The 23304-nt window shown below is 39.3% G+C and carries 24 protein-coding genes; 12 read left to right on the forward strand and 12 right to left on the reverse strand.

What is annotated here, in order from left to right; all coding sequences use genetic code 11:
- Window positions 1–3: 3 nt before the first annotated feature.
- From GO621_RS09130 to GO621_RS09170, 9 genes are all read right to left on the reverse strand, one after another.
- Entirely contained in the window at window positions 4–1107 is a 1104-nt protein-coding gene (locus GO621_RS09130) for an efflux RND transporter periplasmic adaptor subunit (protein WP_157566255.1), read from the reverse strand.
- A gap of 28 nt (window positions 1108–1135) precedes the next feature.
- Window positions 1136–2446, reverse strand: coding sequence for a TolC family protein (locus GO621_RS09135; RefSeq protein WP_232335621.1), 1311 nt, complete (start codon window positions 2444–2446; stop codon window positions 1136–1138).
- Between the two features lie 115 nt (window positions 2447–2561).
- A complete protein-coding gene (locus tag GO621_RS09140; RefSeq protein ID WP_157566259.1) occupies window positions 2562–3179 on the reverse strand; it encodes a TetR/AcrR family transcriptional regulator in 618 nt (205 codons plus the stop codon).
- Window positions 3180–3357: 178 nt separating this feature from the next.
- On the reverse strand, window positions 3358–3975 hold the full coding sequence (locus GO621_RS09145) for a TetR/AcrR family transcriptional regulator (protein ID WP_157566261.1): 618 nt from the start codon (window positions 3973–3975) through the stop codon (window positions 3358–3360).
- Window positions 3976–4046: 71 nt separating this feature from the next.
- Complete coding sequence (locus GO621_RS09150; RefSeq protein WP_232335622.1) at window positions 4047–5585, reverse strand: ABC1 kinase family protein; 1539 nt, start codon at window positions 5583–5585, stop codon at window positions 4047–4049.
- Window positions 5586–5614: 29 nt separating this feature from the next.
- Window positions 5615–5857 carry a hypothetical protein gene (locus GO621_RS09155; protein WP_157566263.1) on the reverse strand — a complete coding sequence of 81 codons (243 nt, stop codon included), beginning with the start codon at window positions 5855–5857 and terminating at the stop codon, window positions 5615–5617.
- Complete coding sequence (locus tag GO621_RS09160) at window positions 5847–6305, reverse strand: PIN domain-containing protein (RefSeq protein ID WP_157566265.1); 459 nt, start codon at window positions 6303–6305, stop codon at window positions 5847–5849. Before GO621_RS09160 ends, GO621_RS09155 begins: the two co-directional genes overlap by 11 nt.
- A gap of 49 nt (window positions 6306–6354) precedes the next feature.
- Window positions 6355–7008, reverse strand: a complete 654-nt coding sequence (locus GO621_RS09165) for a TetR family transcriptional regulator C-terminal domain-containing protein (RefSeq protein WP_157566267.1) — start codon at window positions 7006–7008, stop codon at window positions 6355–6357.
- A gap of 146 nt (window positions 7009–7154) precedes the next feature.
- Entirely contained in the window at window positions 7155–7805 is a 651-nt protein-coding gene (locus GO621_RS09170; protein WP_157566269.1) for a flavin reductase family protein, read from the reverse strand.
- Window positions 7806–7880: 75 nt separating this feature from the next.
- On the opposite strand from GO621_RS09170, the gene GO621_RS09175 reads away from it, so the two are divergent.
- The 3 genes from GO621_RS09175 to GO621_RS09185 are packed head-to-tail and all read left to right on the forward strand — an operon-like array spanning window position 7881 to window position 11139.
- Window positions 7881–8057 (forward strand): DUF2256 domain-containing protein, encoded by a 177-nt coding sequence (locus GO621_RS09175; RefSeq protein ID WP_232335623.1) that lies wholly within the window; start codon window positions 7881–7883, stop codon window positions 8055–8057.
- A gap of 57 nt (window positions 8058–8114) precedes the next feature.
- Window positions 8115–9572 (forward strand): DASH family cryptochrome, encoded by a 1458-nt coding sequence (locus tag GO621_RS09180; protein ID WP_232335624.1) that lies wholly within the window; start codon window positions 8115–8117, stop codon window positions 9570–9572.
- A gap of 31 nt (window positions 9573–9603) precedes the next feature.
- Window positions 9604–11139 carry a cryptochrome/photolyase family protein gene (locus tag GO621_RS09185; RefSeq protein ID WP_317163423.1) on the forward strand — a complete coding sequence of 512 codons (1536 nt, stop codon included), beginning with the start codon at window positions 9604–9606 and terminating at the stop codon, window positions 11137–11139.
- Window positions 11140–11181: 42 nt separating this feature from the next.
- On the opposite strand, the gene GO621_RS19385 is transcribed toward GO621_RS09185, so the two are convergent.
- The 3 genes from GO621_RS19385 to GO621_RS09200 are packed head-to-tail and all read right to left on the reverse strand — an operon-like array spanning window position 11182 to window position 11761.
- Window positions 11182–11334 (reverse strand): PIN domain-containing protein, encoded by a 153-nt coding sequence (locus tag GO621_RS19385; protein ID WP_157566273.1) that lies wholly within the window; start codon window positions 11332–11334, stop codon window positions 11182–11184.
- Window positions 11304–11564, reverse strand: coding sequence for a PIN domain-containing protein (locus tag GO621_RS09195; protein ID WP_157566275.1), 261 nt, complete (start codon window positions 11562–11564; stop codon window positions 11304–11306). The genes GO621_RS19385 and GO621_RS09195 overlap by 31 nt, the downstream gene beginning before the upstream one ends.
- A complete protein-coding gene (locus GO621_RS09200; protein WP_157566277.1) occupies window positions 11549–11761 on the reverse strand; it encodes a hypothetical protein in 213 nt (70 codons plus the stop codon). The genes GO621_RS09195 and GO621_RS09200 overlap by 16 nt, the downstream gene beginning before the upstream one ends.
- A 266-nt stretch (window positions 11762–12027) precedes the next feature.
- On the opposite strand from GO621_RS09200, the gene GO621_RS09205 reads away from it, so the two are divergent.
- From GO621_RS09205 to GO621_RS09245, 9 genes are all read left to right on the forward strand, one after another.
- Window positions 12028–14844 carry a 2-oxoglutarate dehydrogenase E1 component gene (locus GO621_RS09205; RefSeq protein WP_157566279.1) on the forward strand — a complete coding sequence of 939 codons (2817 nt, stop codon included), beginning with the start codon at window positions 12028–12030 and terminating at the stop codon, window positions 14842–14844.
- A 26-nt stretch (window positions 14845–14870) separates the two neighbouring features.
- Window positions 14871–16466: a 2-oxoglutarate dehydrogenase complex dihydrolipoyllysine-residue succinyltransferase gene (gene odhB / locus GO621_RS09210; protein ID WP_157566281.1), complete on the forward strand. Its 1596-nt coding sequence runs from the start codon at window positions 14871–14873 to the stop codon at window positions 16464–16466.
- A gap of 214 nt (window positions 16467–16680) precedes the next feature.
- On the forward strand, window positions 16681–18366 hold the full coding sequence (locus GO621_RS09215) for a sodium/sugar symporter (RefSeq protein WP_157566283.1): 1686 nt from the start codon (window positions 16681–16683) through the stop codon (window positions 18364–18366).
- A gap of 142 nt (window positions 18367–18508) precedes the next feature.
- Window positions 18509–18715, forward strand: coding sequence for a DUF2683 family protein (locus tag GO621_RS09220; protein ID WP_157566285.1), 207 nt, complete (start codon window positions 18509–18511; stop codon window positions 18713–18715).
- Window positions 18706–18963 carry a Txe/YoeB family addiction module toxin gene (locus GO621_RS09225; protein WP_157566286.1) on the forward strand — a complete coding sequence of 86 codons (258 nt, stop codon included), beginning with the start codon at window positions 18706–18708 and terminating at the stop codon, window positions 18961–18963. The genes GO621_RS09220 and GO621_RS09225 overlap by 10 nt, the downstream gene beginning before the upstream one ends.
- A gap of 76 nt (window positions 18964–19039) precedes the next feature.
- On the forward strand, window positions 19040–19822 hold the full coding sequence (gene kdsA, locus GO621_RS09230; protein WP_157566288.1) for a 3-deoxy-8-phosphooctulonate synthase: 783 nt from the start codon (window positions 19040–19042) through the stop codon (window positions 19820–19822).
- Window positions 19812–20759, forward strand: coding sequence for a KpsF/GutQ family sugar-phosphate isomerase (locus GO621_RS09235; protein WP_157566290.1), 948 nt, complete (start codon window positions 19812–19814; stop codon window positions 20757–20759). The genes kdsA and GO621_RS09235 overlap by 11 nt, the downstream gene beginning before the upstream one ends.
- A gap of 67 nt (window positions 20760–20826) precedes the next feature.
- Window positions 20827–22152 (forward strand): nucleotide sugar dehydrogenase, encoded by a 1326-nt coding sequence (locus GO621_RS09240; RefSeq protein WP_157566519.1) that lies wholly within the window; start codon window positions 20827–20829, stop codon window positions 22150–22152.
- A gap of 73 nt (window positions 22153–22225) precedes the next feature.
- Window positions 22226–23281, forward strand: a complete 1056-nt coding sequence (locus tag GO621_RS09245) for an NAD-dependent epimerase/dehydratase family protein (protein WP_157566292.1) — start codon at window positions 22226–22228, stop codon at window positions 23279–23281.
- Window positions 23282–23304 lie beyond the last annotated feature (23 nt).

Genomic DNA, 23304 nt, shown 5'->3' on the forward strand with positions numbered 1-23304 from the left:
ACATTAAATTCCGGATTGTAAAACTTTGACTTTATCACCATCTTCAATATCTGCTGCGCCTGCGGTAATCAATTGATCTCCGGCATTTAATCCTGATAATATTTCTGACTGGCCTCCGTAAGTAGCTCCAACTTTTACGTTTTTACGTTTTGCTGTTCCGCTTTCGTTAATAAAAACATAATCACCGTCTTCTGATTTTTGGATCGCTTTTACCGGTATAACAATAGCTTTGGATTTGTTGTAATCGGCAATTTTTAATATCGCTGTCATATTCGGGCGGAGAGATTTACGTGAAGGTAATTTAATTTCCACTGCAAAACTGCGTGATGTCGGGTCAATTGCTTTAGCTGCAAAAGTTACTTTAGTAACTAAAGAGTCATTAGCATCAGGTACTAAAATTTTAACATTATTACCTGTACCAACACTCGCAGCATAAGATTCCGGAACATCAGCCTTAACTTTTAAATTATCAGCATTTACAATTCGGATACCGGTAACACCAGGTTGTGCAACTTGTCCCAATTTCAAATCCATCTGGTCAATAGTTCCATTAATAGGCGAAGTAATGCGGTACATACTTGCTTGCTGGCGTAAAGCAGCTAATTGTTTCTGGGCACTCTGCAAGTTGGTTTGTGCTTGTAAAAATTGTACTTCTGTACCTATTTTCTGGTCCCAAAGATTTTTTTGGCGCTGATATAAAGTATTTAGCAAAGCTATCTGGGCTTGTGCCTGTGCAATGTTTTGCTGTAAAACACTGTTATCCAATTGTACTAATACTTGCCCTTTTGATACATGCTGGCCAGGCTTTGCATTAATGGCAACAATTGTTCCGGAAGCTTGAGGATAAGCTGTAACGTTATCCTGCGCATCAATTTTACCTTGTATTTGTACATAATTGGTAAACTGGCCGGGTTTAACTTCCATTGTACTTACATCTGTTGATTTTGAGGAGTCTGCACCGGCAGTTTCAGATTGCAGCTTTGCAATTTTAGTGTTGAGTTTAGCTTGCTGCTTTTGCAAATCTGCCAATTCAGTTTTTTTGTCCTTCGGCTTAGAAGAACATGCTGCTAAAAACAGTAGTGGTGTTATGTATAATATTTTTTTCATTTTGCTAATAATTGATTTAAGTAGATTTTTATTTAATTCTGCCGTAAGCCCTATCCAAATCCACTTTACTAACTAAAGCATCATAAAGTCCCTGGATATATTGATTATCGGCATCTTCAAGAGCCGTTTGTGCTTGTGTAACCTCGATACTTGAACCTACGCCCTGCTGGTATTTTATTTTTGAAACACGTAATACCTCTTCTGCCAGTGTGCGGCTTTCTTTCTGATTGTTTAGCGTTTTTAAACCGTTAATATAAGTAACACTTGCCTGGTTTGCCTGTAAGTTTAAGGAGTTTTTAAGCTCATTCAAATCATTCTGTGATTTTAAATACGTAATTTTAGCCTGTTTAATCTGGTTTAAGCGTTGAAAGCCACTAAAAATAGGTACATTTAAAGTAAGGCCAATATAACTTGACGGGAAATAAGAATTGTATAATTGCCCAAATGAATTGTTTTGGTAAGAGGATGAAACATTTCCGTTTGCAGTTAATGACGGATAATATTGCGAAATCCTGTTTTTGACATCCAAAGCATACAAATTCCTTTGTGTTTCCTGTAAGCCAAATTCAATACGGTTATGGTAAAAAGCTGTATCAGTTGTAAACGCAGCAACATTGTTATCGAGGTTAACATCAGCTAATTTATCTACCAAAATTAAATTGTATTCTATAGGCATGCCCATTTGAAATTTTAGCAACTGATAATTTAATGCCAATAAACGAAGCGTATTTTCGCGCGTTGTCACCAAATTATTATACTGAACAGTAATACGGTCAACATCTATTTTTTCTACAAACCCTTGCTTGTTTTGTGCAGTTGTTTGATCTAACTGTTGTTTAAGCTGGTTAATATTTGCATCTAACAACCTAATTTGCTCATTGCTTACCAATACCTGATAATAAGCTTTTGTTACATTTACATTCACATCAATTTTAGACCTGATATAATTGCGCGCTGATAATTCTTTATAGGTTTTTGATGCTTTTAAACCAACTAAATAACTGCCGCTAAATAATATCTGGCTTGCATTAAGCGCTAAGGCCGAATTGTAATTAACACCAAACTTTACAGGAATGAAGGTTCCGGGCGCACCAAAAAACTCACCAGGAATAAGGGTTGTTGGTATTTTTAAATAATCGGTAAAAGTAGCAGAACCATTTATTTGAGGAAGGCCAATACCAATAGTTTCCTTAACCCGGTATTCGGCACTTTTAACATCTAAGTTAGCGTTAACAACAGAATTTTGATGTTCATAAGCATAATTCACACAATCGGCTATGGTAAAATTAAAAGTTTGATTTGCAGGTTGCGGCTGAGAAAATGCCTTAAAGCCAGCCATTATACAAATCAACATTATTATTATTCGTTTCATCTAAAGGTGATAGGTTTAGTTACTTATTCGTATTAATTAGTAAAAAGTTCTTTCAGCAAATTATCCATGTCGGCATGATTTATCAATCACTAACTATGTTTTTATATTGATCTAATAATTTATGTCCTTTTAAGGTACAGATACCATAATTAAAATGTTCCAGCAACTGGTATTGAACTTTCCAGGTGCTAAACTCTGCAACAGGGAAAATAGAGGTGTTAAACCCCATTTCTACCTGGTTCACCCGCATTTTAGCTAAAATTTTAACATCTATATCAGGGCGTATAAAACCTTGTTCAATACCTTTGGTTAAAAGGTGCCCTAAAGTTTTTACCAAAACATCCGCCTTAAACTTTTGAAACTCGCTCCATGCGTCAGGATGATATTTTTGCATATCATGTATTACAATTGGATTAATCCTTGAAAATATCTCTTCAGAACATTTCATCATATTGATCATTTCCTCTATAACATTTGCTGAATTTTGCATGATAGATTTGATCTGGCACTCATCTTCTTCCAGTTTTTTCTTTACCAATGCAATTACCAGTTCATTTTTATCACTAAAAAAATGATAGATGGTTTTTTTTGACATGCCTAAATGTTTAGCTATATCATCCATCGTTACACTTTTAATCCCTGCCTGTAAAAACAGTTCTTCGCCGCCCTGAATTATTCTTTCTGTTTGACCAATTGACATTTCGGGTCAAAACTAAGGAAACATTTTTAGGTTTTAAAGTTTCCAACGTAATTTACTTCCTGCTGACAGTTGCATTAAGCTACCCACAATTTTAAGGAACGGTCAGAAATAAAGGAACGTTTTTTAAATTAAAAGTATATTACTGCTTTGATGGCTGGAAGCAAATTATGTTACAGGTTTATAAAGATTTTAAACCGTTGAGAAGGATTTGAAGCAGCAGTTTTTTTTGTGTATAGATAACTTCCAACTGTTCTGCATCCGGGAAAAAGGTTGTTTTTTGCTTATGGGTAGAAGTGCCCACGGTCTCGAGCGATTTAAAAATCAGTTGAATAAGCTGTTTCAAATCGTACTTTTTGGCAAAGGCTTCCCCTTCCTGTTTACGGTAAAGTTCGGTTAATAAACTTACTTCTGTTTCGTGCACTTCCTGGATAACATTCCAGATCAGTTCCGGCAAATTTTGCTGGTTAAGCTTAATGTAGTCAAAAAAATTATAATGAGAAGAGATAGTTTGATGCATCTTTTGCAGGATAAAAAAGAATGCCTCATCTATGGTACTGCTTTTCTGTACTTTATGCTTTAAAGCTGTTAAATATTCGCCGGAAAGTTTACGGATAACACCTGCGTAAAGCCGACTTTTATCAGGAAAATAATAATATAAAAGCGCTTTAGACATCGATAAATCGCCGGCAATATCATTCATCGTGGTTTTAGAATAACCATAATGCGAAAACCGCCGGTAAGCAGCATTCAGGATCTGATCTTTCTTGATTTCCTGCGGATCTGAAGAATTAGACATTAGCTAAACATAACTGTTTTATCATTTTTCTTGCTTTGTATAATGTTGATGCTTCTTTTACCGGCAAAAAATCAGTATTCCAGTAAAACATGTGGCCGGTAAGTATCGGTTTTAACTTCTGCTTTCAACTCGTGCAAAATGTTATATAAACCAAAATTGGTACGGTTAACATAAATAAAATGTTTCACGCCGCGGGCTTGTTTAAATTCTGGCATTTTTGCAATTTTCTCGCCAAAAGCATACAAACGGTCAAAGAAATCAGTTTTGCTAAAATCAAAACTGTCCGTCATATATGGTTTAGCAAAAAGTACGATCATCTCTTTATAAGCCTGATAATAAAACTCGGTTTGCTGCGCATTATCATTGGGCAAAATCATTTCTAACTGACGGAAAGCTTTAATCGTTTCTTCTTTATTTTGAAGTAGATCGGTAGAAGTCGTCGAAAAAAACGGATAATAAAAATCGTCTGGCATTTCTTTGATACAGCCAAAATCGATCACGCCCAATTTTCCTTCCGGCGTGATCATAAAATTTCCCGGATGCGGATCAGCATGAACCGCGCGCAATTCGTGCTGCTGGAAATTATAAAAATCCCACAAAGCCTGCCCGATCAAATTCCTGGATCCCTGCGAAGGATTAGTTTGCAGATATTCCTTCAAATGCCTGCCTTCCAGCCAGCTCATGGTAATGATGCGTTTTTTAGAAAGTTCCGGGTAATAAGTCGGGAAAACAACGTTTTTCAAATCCTTGCAAGCTTCCGTAAACTCAATGGAACGGCGCACTTCCAGTTCATAATCGGTTTCTTCCAGCAAGCGTTCTTCCACTTCGCGCATGTAAATATCCAGTTCCTTTTCGCTCATTCCAAGTAAACGAAAAGCAAAAGGCTTGACCAGTTTCAAATCCGAAGAAATAGAATCGCCCACACCCGGATATTGTATTTTTACCGCCAGCTTTTCCCCGTTCAATTCTGCCTCATGCACTTGTCCGATAGAAGCCGCATTGGTAGATTTTAAATTAAACCAATCATAAATCTGCTCCGGCGATTTCCCGAAATACTTTCTAAAAGTCTGTACAATCAGCGGACCGGAAAGCGGCGGCGCATTATATTGCGATTGCGAAAACTTATCTACATAAGCCGTAGGCAAAATATTTTTGTCCATGCTTAGCATTTGCGCCACTTTCAGCGCACTGCCTTTCAGTTCACTTAAAGATTCATAAATATCCGCCGCATTATCTTCATTCAACTCATCCTTGTTCATGCCTGGGTTGAATAACTTTTTAGAATAATGCTTTACGTAATTGCCGCCAATTTTAAAACCCGTTTTTACAAATCTGGCTGATCGTTGTACTTTGGATGTTGGTATGCTGTTCTGTTCTTTGTTTTCTTCGTTCATGCTGTTTTTATCGGCAAATAATTGGTGTTGTTTAATACCGAGCGGAGAGGGGTGATCGAGGAGCGAAAAATCAACGGTTTTCGCTCGGCACTGTTCAATATCGAGCGGAGAGATCGAAGAGCATAAAATAACGATCTTCGCTCCCCGCTCTTTTTTCTCCGCTCCGCGCACTTCTCTATTTGGGCGTGCCCATGCGGGCCGGGCTATCCGTTCCAAGTCCTCGCTTCGCTCCGGGCTTTCCGCTGCTATCCCTCACGCGGAGGATTAGACGCGGAGTTATCCTTAAGGGTATCTGAATTTAATTGTTCCAGATCTGTTTGATGTTCTTTTGCTTTATCCCAAACTTCTTGCGGAAGTAAACCTTTCTTGCTCTTAAAATATGCCAGTATTTGTTCTGAGTTCATATCTTGAATTTCTAAACTTATTTGATCGCGGATTTTTCGCAATTGGGCAACCATAGATTCGCCTTGCTGTGTTTCAGTCTTCATATTCTAAAATTTCTCTGGGTGATCTTATTTCCAAAATTTTGTGTCCGAATTTGGTATTAACAGAATTGTATCCGCGGATACGATTTACATTTACAATGTGCTTAAAATTCCAGCTAACCAAAATATCTGCATTGTTAAGCGTTGCCAAGGCGATATGATTACAATCAGAAATACTGGTTTTGCCTACTACTTTTTCTTCAATGTAAGCAATGGCTAAATCTGTGGCACTAATAGAATTTTCTACAGTTTCAACTGACTCTTTAGGAAACTTGGCAAGAAGTTCTTTTACCCTTTCAGGAGCATCACGCAATTCTATACCAGTTAACTCAGAATAGATAACCTTATACTTTCCTTCAATTATCCGGTCAAATAACATCTTCGTCCAAAGTTCAAACTCAGTATCAAAGTAACCGCCGAACACAGAAGTATCCAGATAAATTCTTTCCATTTAATTTCGCTATCTATTCCGCTCTCCGCGCCAATATCCCCGCTCTTCCCTAAAACTTCATCTTCTCCCCAAATCCGCCGTTCTTCACCAAAAACTTGCCGTAATCCAGCAAATTATCAACCGGCGAACGCTGGAAAAGATCAAAAGTAACATTCACGCCTTTTTCAATCGCTTCATCCGTTTTTTCAAAACCTTTGGATTCATCGTTCACCCAAAAATTTAAAACAAAACCAAACTGAATCCAAAGTGCATCTTTGTAACGGTTAGCCAGGAACTTGCGGTCGGCCAATTCACCGGTTTCTATGCCATCCTGCAAAATCTGTACACTAAAATTTTCAAATTCCTCTTTTAAACCTGCGTAAATTTTAGGCGTTCCCATACCTTTTGCGGCACGTTTGCTGCTAAAAACGGCGAAGCTTCTTTTACCCTTCAATAATTCGAAAAAGCTGTAGAAAAATGACAATGCTTTTTCGCGGGAAGTATATTGCGGCCAGACTTCCTGCGTTTTAATTTCGGCGATGGTTTTTAAAGCCAAATCCGTCCAGATGCTTTGTTCCACGCCTTCAAACGAGCCGAAATGCTGGTAGAATTCCTCTTCGGAAAACTCATGTTTTTTAGCAAAAATGTAAACTGATTTAGGCTGTTCGCCTTCTGTCAATACGTAATCAATATAATCGTTCTGTATTTTTTCTGTTGAAGCCATAATTTTTATCGGATAAAAGAAGTATCTAATTCTGCTATTAAATTACGAAGTATTTTTAAGGTTGACCGCCGGTTCGTTAAGGTTTGATGTTAGGCTGACAAATAGTGCTTTACCTAAAAAACACCGGTAAAAGAAGCATCGGCCGTTTATTTAACGTTTAATTCTTCCGGAAATTTTTCTGGCTTGGCATAACTTAAACGTGCCAGTTTTTTAGTTACATGATAGCTGTCTAAACCGGAAGCGGTAACAGAACCTGCTTTTTCCAGATCTACAAAGCCATCATCACTCACAAAACCTTCATCAACCTTAACCCATTTAATCTCGCCGATGATAATGCTGGTTTCGTTTAAAGTTACCGGCATAATTTCTTTCAGTTCCAAACCAATGGATAAAGAAGATTCTAAAATGTAAGGCGCTTTAAATCCATCCACATAACCTTCTGTAAAACCGCAATGTTTAAATTCAGAATCGCCGGAAGGATAACGCGCGCTTGCCTGATGTGCTTCTTTGTAAAAATCAGCAAGCACATTATTTAAAGTATAAAAACCAGTTGTTTTAATGTTTTTTAAAGTATCGTGCTGCGGGCCGGGCGGACGGGCAACCATACCAACCAGCGGCGGGTTTGCACCGAGATGAAAGATGGAACTAAAAACAGAAAGATTGGTGTTTCCAACTTCGTCAATCGTTCCCAGCAATTGCAAACTTTTAAAGCCGCCCAAACTGTTGATAAACATGGCGCGGTATTGCTTTTCCATCTGCATTAAGGCATCGTAAGTGTAAATTTTATTTTGGCTCATGCTTCTTTTATCGGCTAAAACTTGTTAAGATGCTTGGGTAACATAAGTGGCTTTTCTTTGTTCATCTTTAACCCGATGATTCTTTCTGTCCAAGCAAGGTTAAATATGCCCGAAACTAAAAGATACACTAAATCTACGCTTCCTTCTAAAACCTGTGTGGTTTGTAAACGGCCTTTTGAATGGCGGAAAAAATGGGGGAAATGTTGGGAAGAAGTAAAATATTGCAGTGAGCGGTGCCGGAAAGCTAAATAAGCTTATGCAGAGAGTACCAAAAGCAATCATTTTATGCTTTATTTGTAATGATTATAAATGATGAGCGGTAAAACGATTTTAGTTTGGTTTAGAAACGATTTGCGGATTAACGATAACGAGGTATTAACAGAAGCCGTTAATAAAGCGGATACTGTTTTGCCCGTTTATTGTTATGATCCTTTTTATTACCGCACTACTTCTTTTGGCACACAAAAAACGGGTAATTTTAGGGCAAGGTTTATCAATGAATCTGTTGCTGGCTTGCGTGAAGCATTACAGCAATTAGGCGGAAATCTCATTGTTCGTACTGGCGATCCGGCCATTATTATCCCGGAACTGGCGCAGCAATACCAGGTTTCAGAAGTTTACCATCACCGTGAAGTTGCTTTTGAGGAAACCAATATTTCATCAAAAGTTGAAGCAGCTTTGTGGAAACTGAAGCTGAACCTGAAGCATTTTATCGGCCATACCTTACACAACAAAGAAGATCTTCCGTTCCCGGTCAAAGATATTCCGGATGCGTTTACCACTTTCCGCAAAAAAGTAGAACGCGATAGTCAGGTGCGCCGTTGTGCCATCGCTCCCAAAAAAATAACAACGCCGGAAATAACAGATGCCGGAGAAATCCCAACTTTAGCAGAATTAGGTTTAACAGAGCCTTTTGATGATGAACGTGCTGTAATGCGTTTTACCGGCGGCGAAGCCGAAGGTTTAAAAAGGCTGCATGGATTTATTTGGGAGAAAAACCTGCTAAAAACTTACAAAGCAAGCCACAATTTGGTTCTGGGCTCAGATTCTTCTACCAAAATGTCGCCTTGGTTGTCGATGGGCTGCGTTTCGCCAAGGCAAATTTTTTGGGAAGTGCAGCAATACGAAAAAGCACATGGCAGTAATGATTCTACACATGCCTTAATTTTGGAATTGCTTTGGCGCGATTATTACCGTTTTATGTTTAAAAAATACGGCAACCAGTTTTTCCAGAAAGCGGGTTTTAAAGGACAAGCGCCATTGGAAGCAGCCAACCAGGACGAGTTGCTGGAGAAATGGAAAACCGGACAAACGGGCGTTCCTTTTATCGATGCCATCATGCGCGAAATGAACGCAACCGGCTATGCAAGTAACCGCGGACGGCAAAATGCAGCGAGCTTTTTGGTGAAAGATTTACAGGTTGACTGGACGCGGGGCGCTGCTTATTTTGAAGAAAAGCTGATTGATTATAGTCCGGCGAGTACCTGGGGAAACTGGGCTTCTATTGCGGGCGTTGGCAATGATGCGAAAGAAAGCCGTTTGTTAAACGTTATTAAACAAGCAGGTGAGGCTGATCCGAAAGGCCAGTTTGTAAAGCTTTGGGTGCCAGAATTAAGCGCGATTCCGGGAAAACAAATCCATACGCCTTTCTTTTTAACCCAAGAAGAATTGGCTGTTTATGGTATTCAATTAGGAAAAGATTATCCGGCCCCGATTATCCAGCCTAAATGGCAAAAATTATCAGATAAAAACGCAAGCATCTTTTAAAGCCCATGCTTCTTTTATCAACTAAAAATTGGTGAAAAAAACATTACGTTTAATTTTAGGCGACCAGCTAAACACTAACCATTCCTGGTTTCGGGAAACAAAACCGGAAACGGTTTATGTGTTGATGGAAATGATGCAGGAGCAAACTTATGTAAAGCACCATATCCAGAAAATCCTCGCTTTTTTTGCTGCGATGCGCAACTTTGCTTACCAGTTGCAAAAAGCTGGGCACGAGGTTATTTATCTTAAATTAAATGATCGGGAAAATGAGCAAACCTTAACAGGCAACCTTCAAAAAATCATCGATAAAAGAAGCATCCAACAGTTTGAATATTTGTTGCCTGATGAATACCGATTAGATCAGCAGTTAAAGTCCTTTTGTAAATCCTTAAATATTCAAACCAAAGCTTACGATACCGAACATTTTTTTACCTCGCGGGAAGAAGTTGGCGATTTTTTCTCCGGCAAAAAACAACTGATTATGGAGAGCTTTTACCGGCACATGCGTCAAAAGCACGATCTGTTGATGAACGGAAACGAACCGGTTGGCGGTTTGTGGAATTATGATCCTGATAACAGAAACCGTTATGACAGCAAAGTTCCGTTGCCTGAATCTTTGAGTTTTAATCACGATTTAGGTGAGATTAAAAAGATGATTGATGCTATGCAAGTTCCTTATTTTGGAAATGTAGAAGCCAAAAAAGTTGCCTTACCGCTTTCCAGAAAAGAAGGTTTAAAGCTGATCGATTACTTCTGTCAAAACCTGCTGCCGCACTTTGGCACTTATGAAGATGCAATGCTGCAAGAACATGCTTCACTTTTTCATTCCCGTTTATCTTTTGCCTTGAATGTTAAGTTAATCTCTCCAAAGGAAGTAGTCAATCAGGCAATTTCTTATTGGCAATACAATCAAAAACAAATCAGCTTGCCACAAATAGAAGGTTTTGTAAGGCAGATTTTAGGCTGGCGCGAATACATGCGGGGCTTGTACTGGAACAAAATGCCGGAATTTGCGGAGAAGAACTTTTTCAATCACCAGGCCAAACTACCGGAATGGTTTTGGACGGGAGAAACCAAAATGAATTGTTTAAAGCATTGTATCGGGCAATCACTCAACCTTGCTTGGGCGCATCATATTCAACGCTTAATGGTAATTGGTAATTTTGCTTTGCTTTCCGGCAGTAATCCGGATGAAGTTGATGCCTGGTATCTGGGCGTTTATATTGATGCGATGCAATGGGTGCAATTACCAAATACACGCGGCATGAGCCAGTTTGCAGATGGCGGAATAGTTGGTACAAAACCTTACGTGGCTTCGGCAGCTTACATCAACAAAATGAGTAATTACTGCGGAAGCTGTTTTTACGATAAAAATAAAAAGTACGGCGAAAAAGCTTGTCCATACAACAGTTTGTACTGGGATTTTTTCTTCAGAAATGAACATCTTTTGGCAGATAACCAGCGTTTAAAATTGATTTACGGAAATTTGCACCGCTTAAAACCGGAAGATTTGGAAAAGATTTTAGAGCAGGCGGAAACTTACAAAAAGCAGGTTGATGAGTTGTAATTTTTTAGGGTGATAAAAGAAGCATTGTAAAGCTCTCTTAAATTACAGTTTTGCAGGATTAACAATTCTTAATCCTGCAATAGCAAAAAAGTCTTTTTCATTATTAGTGATAAGTGTATAATCATAAGCTAAAGCTGTAGCAGCTATAATGGCATCCGGCGTTTTTATTTTTTTGCCTTTCGTACTTTTATGCAATAACGAATAACATCAGTTGTAATGGCTAAAATAGTACTGTCATCAATAAATTCATTTACTTTTTGTTCAATAGCAGTATTGGTATTCCAGCACAATGGTTCTATTTGTGTAATAACAGAAAGATTGGGAACGGCGTCTAAAACAGCATCCATAAATTGTATGCCTTCTTCAGAAAAGGAAGAAGAAAAATAATCGGAAACAGCATTGGTATCAATCAAATATTGCTCCACTCGCTACGCATTTGTTGTATGTGTCCATTCAGTTTTTCGCCTTCTTCTTTGCTGATGATACCTCTGTACTTGTCGGATAGTTTGGTTTTTTCATCAAGCCTATTTTCTTCCAAAACTTTAATCAGGTTCAATTCTTCCAACTCACGTAAAAGCCCTGCTGCTTTTTGATTGGTCAATTGTATAAGCATAGTATCCATCTGTCTATAAATTAAAAGCTTTACCTAAATTACAGTTATTTATATATAATAGATGCATAACGTTAGTCAATTAATTTTAGGGTGATAAAAGAAGCATTGCCGATAGAAACATGTTTTATACTTATTTTAAAAAGGATTAAACCTAAATTTATTTATTTCAAATACAAAAAGTTAAACTTTTGGCCGGTATTATTTAAGCTACAAAAAATGGGTTTGTTTGTATTTTAAATTCTTACTTTTGTAGTGTTTCACTGATTGGATTTTCCATGAATACTCTTTCATACCTAAATAACGCTAATGCAGCGTACATAGATTCACTTTATCAAAACTACCAGCAAGACCCGGAATCGGTTGATTTTGGCTGGCAGAAGTTTTTTGAAGGCTTTGATTTCGGGCGTTCAGAACAAACAGCTGCAGCACAAACCGTTGGTGCAGCTCCTACAGATCAATCACATTTTTTAAAAGAAATCAACGTTTTAAACATGATCAACGGTTATCGTACCCGCGGTCATTTGTTTACTAAAACCAATCCCGTTCGCGAGCGACGGAAATACGTTCCGGGAAAAGAACTGGAAACATTCGGTTTAAGCGATGCTGATCTGGATACCGTTTTTAACGCAGGTGTTGAAGTAGGTTTAGGGCCTGCAAAACTAAGCGACATCCGCGATCTGCTGGAACAAACCTATTGCCAGTCTATCGGTGCAGAATATCGTTACCTGCGCGATCCGGATAAAATCACCTGGTTTGAAGAACGGATGGAGAGAAGCCGCAACACGCCGCATTTCTCTCTGGAAGAAAAAAAACAACTGTTAAAAAAGCTGAATGAAGCTGTAGTTTTTGAAAGCTTTTTGGGAACAAAATTCCTCGGACAAAAACGTTTCTCCTTAGAAGGAGCAGAGTCTTTAATCCCGGCTTTGGATTCTGTTATCGAAAAAGGGTCGAAATTAGGGATCGAAGAATTTGTAATTGGCATGGCACATCGTGGCCGTTTGAATGTACTGGTCAACATCCTGCAAAAAACCTATAAAACTATTTTTTCTGAATTTGAAGGAAAAGGATTTGATGAAGAAGAACCTTTTAGCGGCGATGTAAAATACCATTTAGGTTATTCTACCGATGTAGAAACTTCTGACGGTAAAAAAGTACATTTAAGCCTTTGTCCGAACCCTTCGCATTTGGAAGCAGTTGATCCGGTAGTTGAAGGGTTAACACGTTCTAAAATCGATTTTAAATATGGTGGCGATGATAAAAAAATTGCGCCGATTTTAATTCATGGTGATGCTTCTGTTGCCGGCCAGGGAATTATATATGAGGTTTTGCAGATGTCGAAACTGGAAGGTTACCGTACGGGCGGAACAGTTCATTTAGTTATCAATAACCAAATTGGTTTCACTACCAATTATAAAGATGCCCGTTCCAGTACTTATTGTACCGATATTGCCAAAACTGTTTTATCGCCTGTTTTTCACGTAAATGGTGATGACGTTGAAGCCTTAACTTACGCTATTAATCTGGCAATGGAATATCGCCAGGCTTTCCATAAAGATGTTTTTATTGATATTTTGTGCTATAGACGGTTTGGCCATAATGAATCCGACGAGCCAAAATTTACGCAGCCGCTTTTGTATAAAGCAATAGAAAGCCATCCGAACCCAAAAGAAATTTACAACCAGAAGCTGATAGCTGAAGGCAGCATAGATGCAGAACTGGCTAAGCAAATGGAAAAGGATTTCCGCGCCATGCTGCAGGAAAAATTGAACGAATCTAAATCCGAAGAGAAGTTTTCGGAAGTAAAACCAGTATTTGCAGGCGCCTGGAAAGGTTTGCGTTTGGCTACGGATAAAGATTTTCTGTCTTCTCCGGATACTGCAGTAAGTACAGAAGAATTTGAAACCATTGCTAAAAAAATAACAGCTTTACCGCAAGGAAAGCAGTTTTTTAAAAAGATTGAGAAATTGTTCCAGGACCGCCAAAAGATGGTAAACGAAACCAAAACTTTTGACTGGGCAATGGGCGAACTGATGGCATACGGTACTTTATTAAACGAAGGCCACGTGGTCCGTTTAAGCGGAGAAGATGTAAAACGCGGTACATTCTCCCATCGCCATGCGGTTTTGACTTTAGAAGATTCTGAGGAAGAATATGTTCCGCTAAGAAATATTTCTGATCAGCAGGCAGCTTTTCATATCTATAATTCCCACCTTTCCGAATATGGTGTTTTAGGTTTTGATTATGGTTATGCTTTGGCCAACCCAAATGCTTTAACCATTTGGGAAGCTCAATTTGGAGATTTTGCTAATGGTGCCCAAATTATTATCGACCAATATATTGCCAGTGCAGAAACAAAATGGCAGCGCGGAAACGGTTTGGTAATGTTATTGCCGCATGGTTATGAAGGTCAAGGGCCGGAACATTCATCTGCAAGGATAGAACGTTTTATGGAGCTTTGTGCCGATAACAATATCCAGGTTGCCAATTGCACTACACCGGCAAACTTTTTTCATATTCTTCGCCGCCAGCTTGTGCATGAGTTCCGTAAACCTTTGGTTGTTTTCACCCCCAAAAGTTTATTACGAAACCCTCAATGTATTTCCAACATTACTGATTTTACGGAAGGAAAATTTCACGAAGTAATTGATGATAATTTTGTTGATGCAGCACAGATAAAAAGGGTTTTATTTTGCACCGGAAAAATTTATTACGATCTGCTGGAAAAACAGCAAACTGATCAGCGTAAAGATGTTGCCATTGTTCGTGTAGAGCAATTGTATCCGACGCCGGTATTACAAATGCAAAAAATTAAAACTAAATACAACCAGGCAGAAAGTTGGGTTTGGGTACAGGAAGAACCGGAAAATATGGGTGCATGGCCTTATTTATGCCGCAAGCTTCGCCATACAGAACTGGAACTGGAGGTTGTATCGCGTAAAGAAAGCAGCAGCACCGCAACAGGTTATGCCAAACAACACGCTGCACAACAGTTATATATTGTAGGCAAAGCTTTTGAAGCACCGGCCGGTAAAGCCGTAAAAAAAGAAGTAGAAGAAACAACAGCTGATATGGCGAATGCCGGAGCTGATTAAATCCTGAAATATAGTTTATAAAAAATATGAGTTTAGAGATCAAAGTTCCGCCGGTAGGCGAATCCATTTCTGAGGTTACCTTATCAAACTGGGTAAAAAACGATGGTGACCATGTAGAAATGGATGATGTTATTGCCGAGCTGGAATCAGACAAAGCTACCTTTGAATTAACAGCCGAAGCAGCAGGAACACTTAGAACTACTGCAAAAGAAGGTGATGTACTGGCTATTGGCGATGTTGTTTGCACCATTGAATCTGCTGATGCCGCTACAGCACCTGCAGAAAAAACGCCGGTAAAAGAAGCATCGGCAGAAACAAAACCAGTAAACACTGAACCGGCATCAGCAGAAGCTCCGAAAACAGTAACAGCATCTGCTGCACAGGAAATTGAGATCAAAATTCCGGCTGTTGGCGAATCAATACAGGAAGTTACCTTGACCCGCTGGATGAAAAAAGACGGCGAACAGGTAGAAATGGACGAACCCATTGCCGAACTGGAATCAGACAAGGCAACGTTTGAACTGAATGCAGAAAGCGCCGGAACACTAACTACGATTGCCCAGGAAGGTGATGTGGTAATGATTGGGGCGTTGGTTGGTAAGATTAAAGCTGGCGCAGGTGCACCTCAAACAGAAAAAACACCGGTAAAAGAAGTAGCAGAAAAAGCAGAAATTTCTGCCGGTTCCGGTGATCAGCCTAAAACTTATGCTTCTGGTGTTCCTTCGCCTGCAGCAGCGAAAATATTGGCTGAAAGAGGACTTGATCCGAAAAATATCAATGGTAACGGTGTTGGCGGAAGGATTACCAAAGAAGATGCACAGAAAGCGGAAGTTTCTAAACCGACAGCAAAAACTGAAAGTAAACCAGCTCCGGCTCCTGCAAAACCTGCTGCTCCTGCGCCTCAGCCTGTTGTTGCTGGCAGTCGCGGAGAACGCCGCGAAAAGATGTCTTCCTTGCGAAAAACAGTTGCTAAACGATTGGTTGCCGTAAAAAATGAAACAGCCATGCTGACTACTTTTAACGAAGTAGATATGCAGCCAATTATGGAATTGCGTTCCAAATACAAAGATAAATTCAAAGAAAAGCACCAGGTTGGTTTGGGCTTTATGTCCTTCTTTACAAAAGCAGTTACAGAAGCTTTGAAAGACTGGCCTGCAGTTGGTGCACGCATTGAAGGTGAGGAAGTAGTTTACAGCAATTTTGCTGATATTTCTATTGCTGTTTCTGCGCCAAAAGGCCTGGTTGTTCCAATTATCCGTAATGCAGACAGCATGAGCCTGGCAGAAATTGAAAAAGCAATTGTTGCCTTAGCCGGTAAAGCGCGTGAAAACAAGTTGACGATTGATGAAATGACAGGCGGAACTTTTACCATTACCAACGGTGGCGTTTTTGGTTCGATGTTATCTACGCCAATTATCAACTCGCCGCAATCTGCAATTTTAGGTATGCATAATATTATTGAGCGGCCGGTGGCAGTAAACGGACAAGTGGTTATCCGCCCGATGATGTATCTGGCTTTATCATACGATCACCGGATTGTGGACGGCAGGGAATCGGTTAGTTTCTTAGTCCGCGTAAAACAATTATTAGAAGATCCGGCGAGATTACTGCTGGGGGTATAAAAATAGTTGATAAAAGAAGCATTGAAAAAAGAGGCCTGCAAAATGCAGGTCTTTTTTTGTTTACACTGGTTAGATAATTAAACCTGGGCTTAATTTTTATTCTTCTATTGTTGCAATCGATTGTAATCAGAATAATACTGTAAGTTTATCTGCTAAAGATTGTATAACAATTACTAAAAATGTCTAAATTGACACCCTCAAACCTAAGTTAAAAATGAATAGACTTCAAACACCGGATTACGCTGTATTCGTAATTTATTTTTTAATCGTAGCCTTATACGGATGGTGGGTTTACCAACGTAAAAGAACTGCCGTTTCATCTTCTAAAGATTATTTTCTTGCCGAAGGTTCCCTTACCTGGTGGGCCATCGGGTCCTCTTTAATTGCTTCCAATATTTCTGCTGAGCAATTTATCGGCATGAGCGGTTCTGGTTTTCAAATGGGCCTTGCTATTTCTTCGTATGAGTTTATGGCAGCTCTGACATTGGTTATTGTAGCTATCTTTTTTATTCCGGTTTACCTCAAAAATAAAATTTTTACAATGCCCCAATTCCTTAACCAGCGCTACAATGGTACGGTTGCTATGATTATGGCTATCTTCTGGTTGTTGCTGTATATCGTGGTTAACTTAATGTCTATCCTTTATTTAGGCGCTTTGGCTATTAGCGGAATTTCCGGGTTTAGTGTAGTATTATGTATTGTTTTACTTGCTATCTTCTCGATCATCATTGCTTTAGGCGGGATGAAGGTTATCGGTTATACAGATGTTATCCAGGTTTTCTTTCTAATATTAGGTGGCTTGGTTGCATCTTATATCGCCTTAAACTTGGTAAGCGAAAAATCAGGGACAACCGGCGTTTTTAATGGCCTGAAGTTATTAACTACAAACGCAAACGATCACTTTCACATGATTTTTAAAAGGGATAATAAAAATTATATGGATCTGCCGGGTTTAAGTGTTTTAATCGGCGGTATGTGGATTACCAATCTAAACTATTGGGGCTGTAACCAGTACATTACCCAACGAGCTTTGGGCGCTGATTTAAAAACAGCACGGGGCGGTTTGCTTTTTGCTGCTTTCCTTAAAATCTTAATGCCTGTTATTGTGGTTGTTCCCGGAATTGCAGCCTATGTGTTGTACCAAAAGGGGATGTTCCATACCGAAATGTTAACTTCAACTGGTGCTACCGATGTAAATAAGGCTTATCCTGCCATCCTGAATTTATTGCCAGTAGGGATGAAAGGTATTGCTTTTGCAGCCTTAACAGCAGCCATCGTTGCTTCGTTGGCTGGAAAAGTAAACAGTATTGCTACCATTTTCACATTAGATATTTACAAAAAAGTGATCAGGCCAAATGCAAGTGAAACAAACTTAGTTAACCTTGGTAAAATTGCAGTAGTTGTATCTATGATTTTAGGTGTGATACTTTCTTTACTGGTAGGGAATAATTTAATGGGCGAAGGCAAACAGGGTTTCCAGTATATTCAGGAATATACCGGGTTTGTTTCCCCCGGAATTTTGGCTATGTTTTTAATGGGTTTTTTCTGGAAAAAAGCTACTTCAAACGCTGCTTTATTTGCAACTATCGGTGGGTTTGTCTTTTCCGTAATATTTAAGTTCTTGCCAAACTTTGCTGATCTAAGTTTTCTGGCTTCAACCGGATTCTCGAAAGCAAATGCACAAGGTATTTATGAAATCCCTTTCTTAGACCGGATGGGTTTCGTATTTATTATTTGTATGATCGGGATGTACATCATTAGCATAATTGAAAACAGCAAAGGTTTAAGGCCAAATGCTTTAGAAGTGGATACCAAAATGTTCCGTGTTACACCTGCTTTTACCGCCGGAAGTTTAATTATCTGCGGATTGCTGGTTGCTATTTATTCGATTTTCTGGTAAAAATTAATATAAATCAGAATTAATAAAAACCTTCTGAAAATAATTTCAGAAGGTTTTTTTACTTTTAATTGTAGCTTAACAAATTTATTTACCGATAAAAGAAGCATTAGCAAGCGAAAAATAAAAATCATAAATCTGAAATATGGAAATTTTAATCCTTCATCCTAAAAATAAAGAGCAACTGTCTGTTTTTAAAGCCTTGGCTAAAGCTTTAAAAGTGGATTTTGAAACAGAAAAAAGCCCTTATGACCCAAAGTTTGTGGCCAAGATTAAGCAATCCCAACAGGATTTGAAAGATGGAAAAGGGACGGTAATAACACTTGACGAATTGAAAGAACTATGCAAATAGTCTTTCAACCCCAGGCTAAAGCAGATTTAGATTTTTGGGTTAAAAGCGGAAACAAATCAGTTTTAAAAAAAATAACACAATTGATTGAAGCTATTTCCGAAGAACCATTTGAAGGGATTGGGAAACCAGAAATGCTTAAACATGATTTAACTGGATTATGGTCAAGAAGGATAAACTTAGAGCATCGGCTTATTTATGAATTGCAAGATGAAAAAATAATTATACACTCTTTAAAAGGTCATTACTAATTAGTAGTAATTCTAAACAACTTACACTTTTTCTGCTTCAACTCCTATCTTTGGGCTTCATATTTAAATAAAGCCAATGGATTTCAACCTCCTCCAAACCAAACCCTTTTTTATCGTCGGCCCGTGCGTAATGGAAAACCGGGAACTGCTGTTTTTAGTGGCAGAAAAATTGGTTGCCATCCGCGAAAAGTTAGATGTAAACATCATTTTTAAATCTTCTTTTGATAAGGCCAACCGCACTTCGATCAAATCTTATCGCGGACCGGGAATAGAAAAAGGAATGGAATTGTTGCAAGCCGTAAAAGAGAATTTTGGTTTACCGGTAACTACCGATATTCACGAACCTTTTCAGGCTGCAGTTGCTGCCGAAGTAGTTGATATTTTACAGATTCCCGCTTTTTTATGCAGGCAAACAGATTTATTGGTTGCTGCTGCTCAAACCGGTAAAATTGTGAACATTAAAAAAGCGCAGTTTTTATCCGGTCAGGATATGTTCTACCCGGCACAAAAAGTGGTAGAAGCAGGCAATAACCAAATCATTTTAACAGAACGCGGTAACTCTTTCGGCTATAACAATTTAGTGGTCGATTTCAGAAATATCGATGATATGAAAGCATTTGGTCATCCGGTTTGTATGGATTGCACGCATTCCGTACAAAGGCCGGGCGGGGCAGGGGGCAAAACTGGCGGCGACAGAAAGTTCGTACCATCTATGGCGCGCGCCGCAAAAGCTTTCGGTGCAAATGGCTATTTTATGGAAGCACATCCTGATCCGGACAATGCTTTAAGCGACGGGCCAAATATGCTTTATTTAGAAGATGTAGAAAATTTGATTAGCGAACTGGCCGATGGAAAGTAGCAGGTTAGCAGTTGCCAAACGGGTATTTCAAACAGAAATAGAATCGTTACAACGCGTTGCCAATCATCTCAACGAAACTTTTGAGCAAGCTGTAGAACTGATTTTAAATACCCAAGGCAAAGTAATTGTATGCGGAATCGGGAAATCGGGTTTGATCGGAAAAAAAATTGTTGCCACACTTTCCAGTACCGGCACGCCAGCTTTTTTTTTGCATCCGAGCGAAGCTTTTCATGGCGATTTAGGGATTATCAGCAAAGAAGATGTAATTGTTTTGATTTCTTTTTCCGGAGAAACAGACGAAGTGCTTAAAGTAATCCCTTTTCTTAAATGGCATAAAAATCGAATCATCGCCATCACCGGAAACCCAAATTCTACTCTGGCCAGAAATGCCGATTGTTGCCTTAACTTAGTCATAACGCAGGAAGCTTGTCCTTTGCAGCTTGCACCAACTTCTTCAACTACAGCCATGCTGGTTTTAGGCGATGCTTTGGCTGTTGCTTTAATGGAAGCCCGGAATTTTATGCAGGAAGATTTTGCCCGCTTTCATCCGGGCGGAAGTTTGGGCCGAAAATTAGTAACGCGGGTAAAAGGTTTAATGCGGACAGACAACCTGCCTTTTATCAAAGCTAATGCTTCTTTTACCGACCTGATTTTAAAGATGTCGGCAGGGCGTTTAGGTTTGGTAATTATTGGTGATGAAGAAAAGGCAGAAGGCATTATTACCGATGGCGACCTGCGTCGCGGATTGATGCGTTTCCCGGATACTTCTACTATTAAAATTGCAGATATCTTCAACCCAAACCCGGTTATTATTGCCGAAAATGAATTTATCAGCGAAGCAGAAAACCTGATGATCCAGAAAAAGATCGCCACGGTTTTAGTTGGCGATGCAGAAAAAAGGGTGGTAAAAGGAGTATATCAGATCTATAACACCTGATCCATCGGCCTTAATTACTGGTTTTTGCTTCGGTAAAATTGATATATTTGCCCTCTCTCAATTCATGATGCCCGATCTAAGCAGAACAAAACCCTATTCTATCTACCCAAAACCTGCCCGGGTTAAAATTGCTGTTATTGGTTTAGGTTACGTTGGCTTGCCGCTGGCAGTAGAATTTGCATCCAAATTTGAAGTAATTGGCTTTGATGTAAGTGTGAAAAGAATTGCCGGTTTACTTACCGGTTTTGATCGTACGCGCGAAGTAGAAGCCGAACGCCTGCAAGCTGTTCTTGCCCCAAACGGAAAGCTTTTTTGTACTTCGGAAGCAGAAAAAATAGCGGATTGCAACGTGTTTATTATTGCGGTGCCCACGCCGACAGATCAGCATAACCGTCCGGATTTAAGGCTGATAAAAGAAGCAAGTGCATTGGTTGGGAAAGCTTTAAAAAAAGGCGACCTGGTGATTTATGAATCAACGGTTTATCCGGGTTTAACAGAAGGTGACTGCGTACCCGTTCTGGAAGCTGTTTCCGGTTTAAGGTTTAACCGGGATTTTTTTGCAGGTTATTCTCCAGAAAGGATCAATCCAGGCGATAAAGAACATACACTGGTCAACATCAAAAAGATCACTTCCGGCTCTACGCCCGAAGCCGCTGCTTTTGTAAACGGACTTTATCTGGAAATTATTGAGGCAGGAACACATCTGGCGCCAAGCATTAAAGTAGCCGAAGCGGCAAAAGTGATCGAAAATTCGCAGCGCGATATCAATATTGCTTTTGTGAACGAACTTGCCAAAATTTTTAATTTAATGGGAATTGATACCGGCGAAGTTTTAGAAGCGGCCAGTACGAAATGGAATTTTTTAAAGTTCAAGCCAGGTTTGGTGGGCGGCCATTGTACGGGCATCGATCCGTATTATTTAGCACAAAAGGCACAGGAAGTAGGTTATCACCCCGAAATTATTTTAGCGGGGCGACGATTAAATGACGGGATGGGCGCGTATATTGCACTGGAAGTAATCAAATTAATGGTGAAAAAGGATATTCCGGTTAAACAGGCTAAAGTTTTAATCCTTGGTTTTACGTTTAAGGAGAATTGTCCGGATGTCCGCAATACACGTGTGATTGATATTGTAAAGGTTTTTAACGAATTTGAAACGGAATTAACGGTTTACGATCCCTGGGCCGATCCGGAAGAAGTAAAGCAGGAATATGGCTTTGCAACTTTTAATCAGCCTGAACAGTTAAAAAATAATTATGATGCTATTGTTCTTTCGGTGGCACATCAGGAATTTCAGGAGTTGGATTTAAACAGTTTAAAAAACCAGCAGCGCGCCATTATTTATGATATAAAAGGAGCATTGAAAGCTGGCGAAGCAGATGGCCGGTTGTAATTATTTTGCCCTTAAAATACTTTTCTGAAACTTTTTTACGCATAAACTCATACAAGCAACTGATACTTTATACATGAAAAAATTATTAGTAACAGGATCGTCAGGATTAATAGGTTCAGAAGTTTGTATCCATTTTGCTGATCTCGGCTGGGAAATCCACGGAATTGACAATAACCAGCGCGCTGTTTTTTTTGGTGCCAATGGCGATACGCGCTGGAACGAAAGCCGTTTAAAAAGCAGGATCAAAAGCTTTCATCACCATGAACTGGATATCCGTGACCGCAATGGCGTGATCGGATTGATCAGCACTGTAAAACCTGATGCCATCGTTCATACTGCTGCGCAACCCAGCCACGATCGTGCTGCCGATATTCCTTTTGATGATTTTGATACGAATGCGGTCGGTACTTTTAACCTGTTGGAAGCTACGCGGAGATATAATACCGAAGTCCCGTTCGTGCACATGTCAACCAACAAGGTTTATGGTGATGCACCGAACGAAATTGAAATGGCAGAACTGGAAAAGCGCTGGGATTACGCTGATCAGAATTATGAACACGGCATTGCCGAAAACTTCAGAATAGATCAAACCAAACATTCTTTATTTGGCGCTTCTAAAGTTTCGGCAGATATTTCTGTGCAGGAATACGGCCGTTATTTTAATATGCCAACTGCTTGTTTACGTGGCGGTTGCTTGACCGGGCCAAACCATACAGGTGTAGAACTGCATGGCTTTTTAAGTTATCTGATTAAATGTAATCTCGAAGGAAAACCTTATACTGTTTTTGGTTATAAAGGCAAACAGGTGCGCGATAATATCCACTCTTTTGATGTAGCCCGTTTTATTGAAGAATTTATCAAAGCGCCGCGTGTAGCAGAAGTTTATAATTTAGGCGGAGGGAAAGAGAATACTTGTTCTATCCTGGAAGCTTTCGATATCATTTCAGGTATCAGCGGAAAAGAAATGAAATACACTTACAGCGAAACCAACCGCATTGGCGATCATATTTGCTATTACAGCGATTTACGGAAAATGCAGTCGCATTATCCGAATTGGGGGATTACAAAATCCTTGGAAACAGTTTTCCAGGAGATTTATCAATCCTGGATCGAGCGGAATAAAAAGTAACATTGCATTTTTTGCTGCTTTTA

The sequence above is a fragment of the Mucilaginibacter arboris genome, assembly GCF_009754915.1.
Classification (GTDB): domain Bacteria; phylum Bacteroidota; class Bacteroidia; order Sphingobacteriales; family Sphingobacteriaceae; genus Mucilaginibacter_A; species Mucilaginibacter_A arboris.

What these genes read in the sequence shown, in the direction of transcription:
- GO621_RS09205 (WP_157566279.1), top strand. Translation starts at nt 12,028, where the DNA reads ATGAATACTCTTTCATACCTAAATAACGCTAATGCAGCGTACATAGAT.
- GO621_RS09155 (WP_157566263.1), bottom strand. Translation starts at nt 5,857, where the DNA reads ATGAAGACTGAAACACAGCAAGGCGAATCTATGGTTGCCCAATTGCGA.
- GO621_RS09175 (WP_232335623.1), top strand. Translation starts at nt 7,881, where the DNA reads ATGATTCTTTCTGTCCAAGCAAGGTTAAATATGCCCGAAACTAAAAGA.
- GO621_RS09165 (WP_157566267.1), bottom strand. Translation starts at nt 7,008, where the DNA reads ATGGCTTCAACAGAAAAAATACAGAACGATTATATTGATTACGTATTG.
- GO621_RS09240 (WP_157566519.1), top strand. Translation starts at nt 20,827, where the DNA reads ATGCCCGATCTAAGCAGAACAAAACCCTATTCTATCTACCCAAAACCT.
- GO621_RS09180 (WP_232335624.1), top strand. Translation starts at nt 8,115, where the DNA reads ATGATGAGCGGTAAAACGATTTTAGTTTGGTTTAGAAACGATTTGCGG.
- GO621_RS09225 (WP_157566286.1), top strand. Translation starts at nt 18,706, where the DNA reads ATGCAAATAGTCTTTCAACCCCAGGCTAAAGCAGATTTAGATTTTTGG.
- odhB (WP_157566281.1), top strand. Translation starts at nt 14,871, where the DNA reads ATGAGTTTAGAGATCAAAGTTCCGCCGGTAGGCGAATCCATTTCTGAG.
- GO621_RS09170 (WP_157566269.1), bottom strand. Translation starts at nt 7,805, where the DNA reads ATGAGCCAAAATAAAATTTACACTTACGATGCCTTAATGCAGATGGAA.
- GO621_RS09200 (WP_157566277.1), bottom strand. Translation starts at nt 11,761, where the DNA reads ATGGATACTATGCTTATACAATTGACCAATCAAAAAGCAGCAGGGCTT.
- GO621_RS09130 (WP_157566255.1), bottom strand. Translation starts at nt 1,107, where the DNA reads ATGAAAAAAATATTATACATAACACCACTACTGTTTTTAGCAGCATGT.
- GO621_RS09160 (WP_157566265.1), bottom strand. Translation starts at nt 6,305, where the DNA reads ATGGAAAGAATTTATCTGGATACTTCTGTGTTCGGCGGTTACTTTGAT.
- GO621_RS09145 (WP_157566261.1), bottom strand. Translation starts at nt 3,975, where the DNA reads ATGTCTAATTCTTCAGATCCGCAGGAAATCAAGAAAGATCAGATCCTG.
- GO621_RS09220 (WP_157566285.1), top strand. Translation starts at nt 18,509, where the DNA reads ATGGAAATTTTAATCCTTCATCCTAAAAATAAAGAGCAACTGTCTGTT.
- GO621_RS09245 (WP_157566292.1), top strand. Translation starts at nt 22,226, where the DNA reads ATGAAAAAATTATTAGTAACAGGATCGTCAGGATTAATAGGTTCAGAA.
- kdsA (WP_157566288.1), top strand. Translation starts at nt 19,040, where the DNA reads ATGGATTTCAACCTCCTCCAAACCAAACCCTTTTTTATCGTCGGCCCG.
- GO621_RS09135 (WP_232335621.1), bottom strand. Translation starts at nt 2,446, where the DNA reads ATGGCTGGCTTTAAGGCATTTTCTCAGCCGCAACCTGCAAATCAAACT.
- GO621_RS09215 (WP_157566283.1), top strand. Translation starts at nt 16,681, where the DNA reads ATGAATAGACTTCAAACACCGGATTACGCTGTATTCGTAATTTATTTT.
- GO621_RS09140 (WP_157566259.1), bottom strand. Translation starts at nt 3,179, where the DNA reads ATGTCAATTGGTCAAACAGAAAGAATAATTCAGGGCGGCGAAGAACTG.
- GO621_RS09235 (WP_157566290.1), top strand. Translation starts at nt 19,812, where the DNA reads ATGGAAAGTAGCAGGTTAGCAGTTGCCAAACGGGTATTTCAAACAGAA.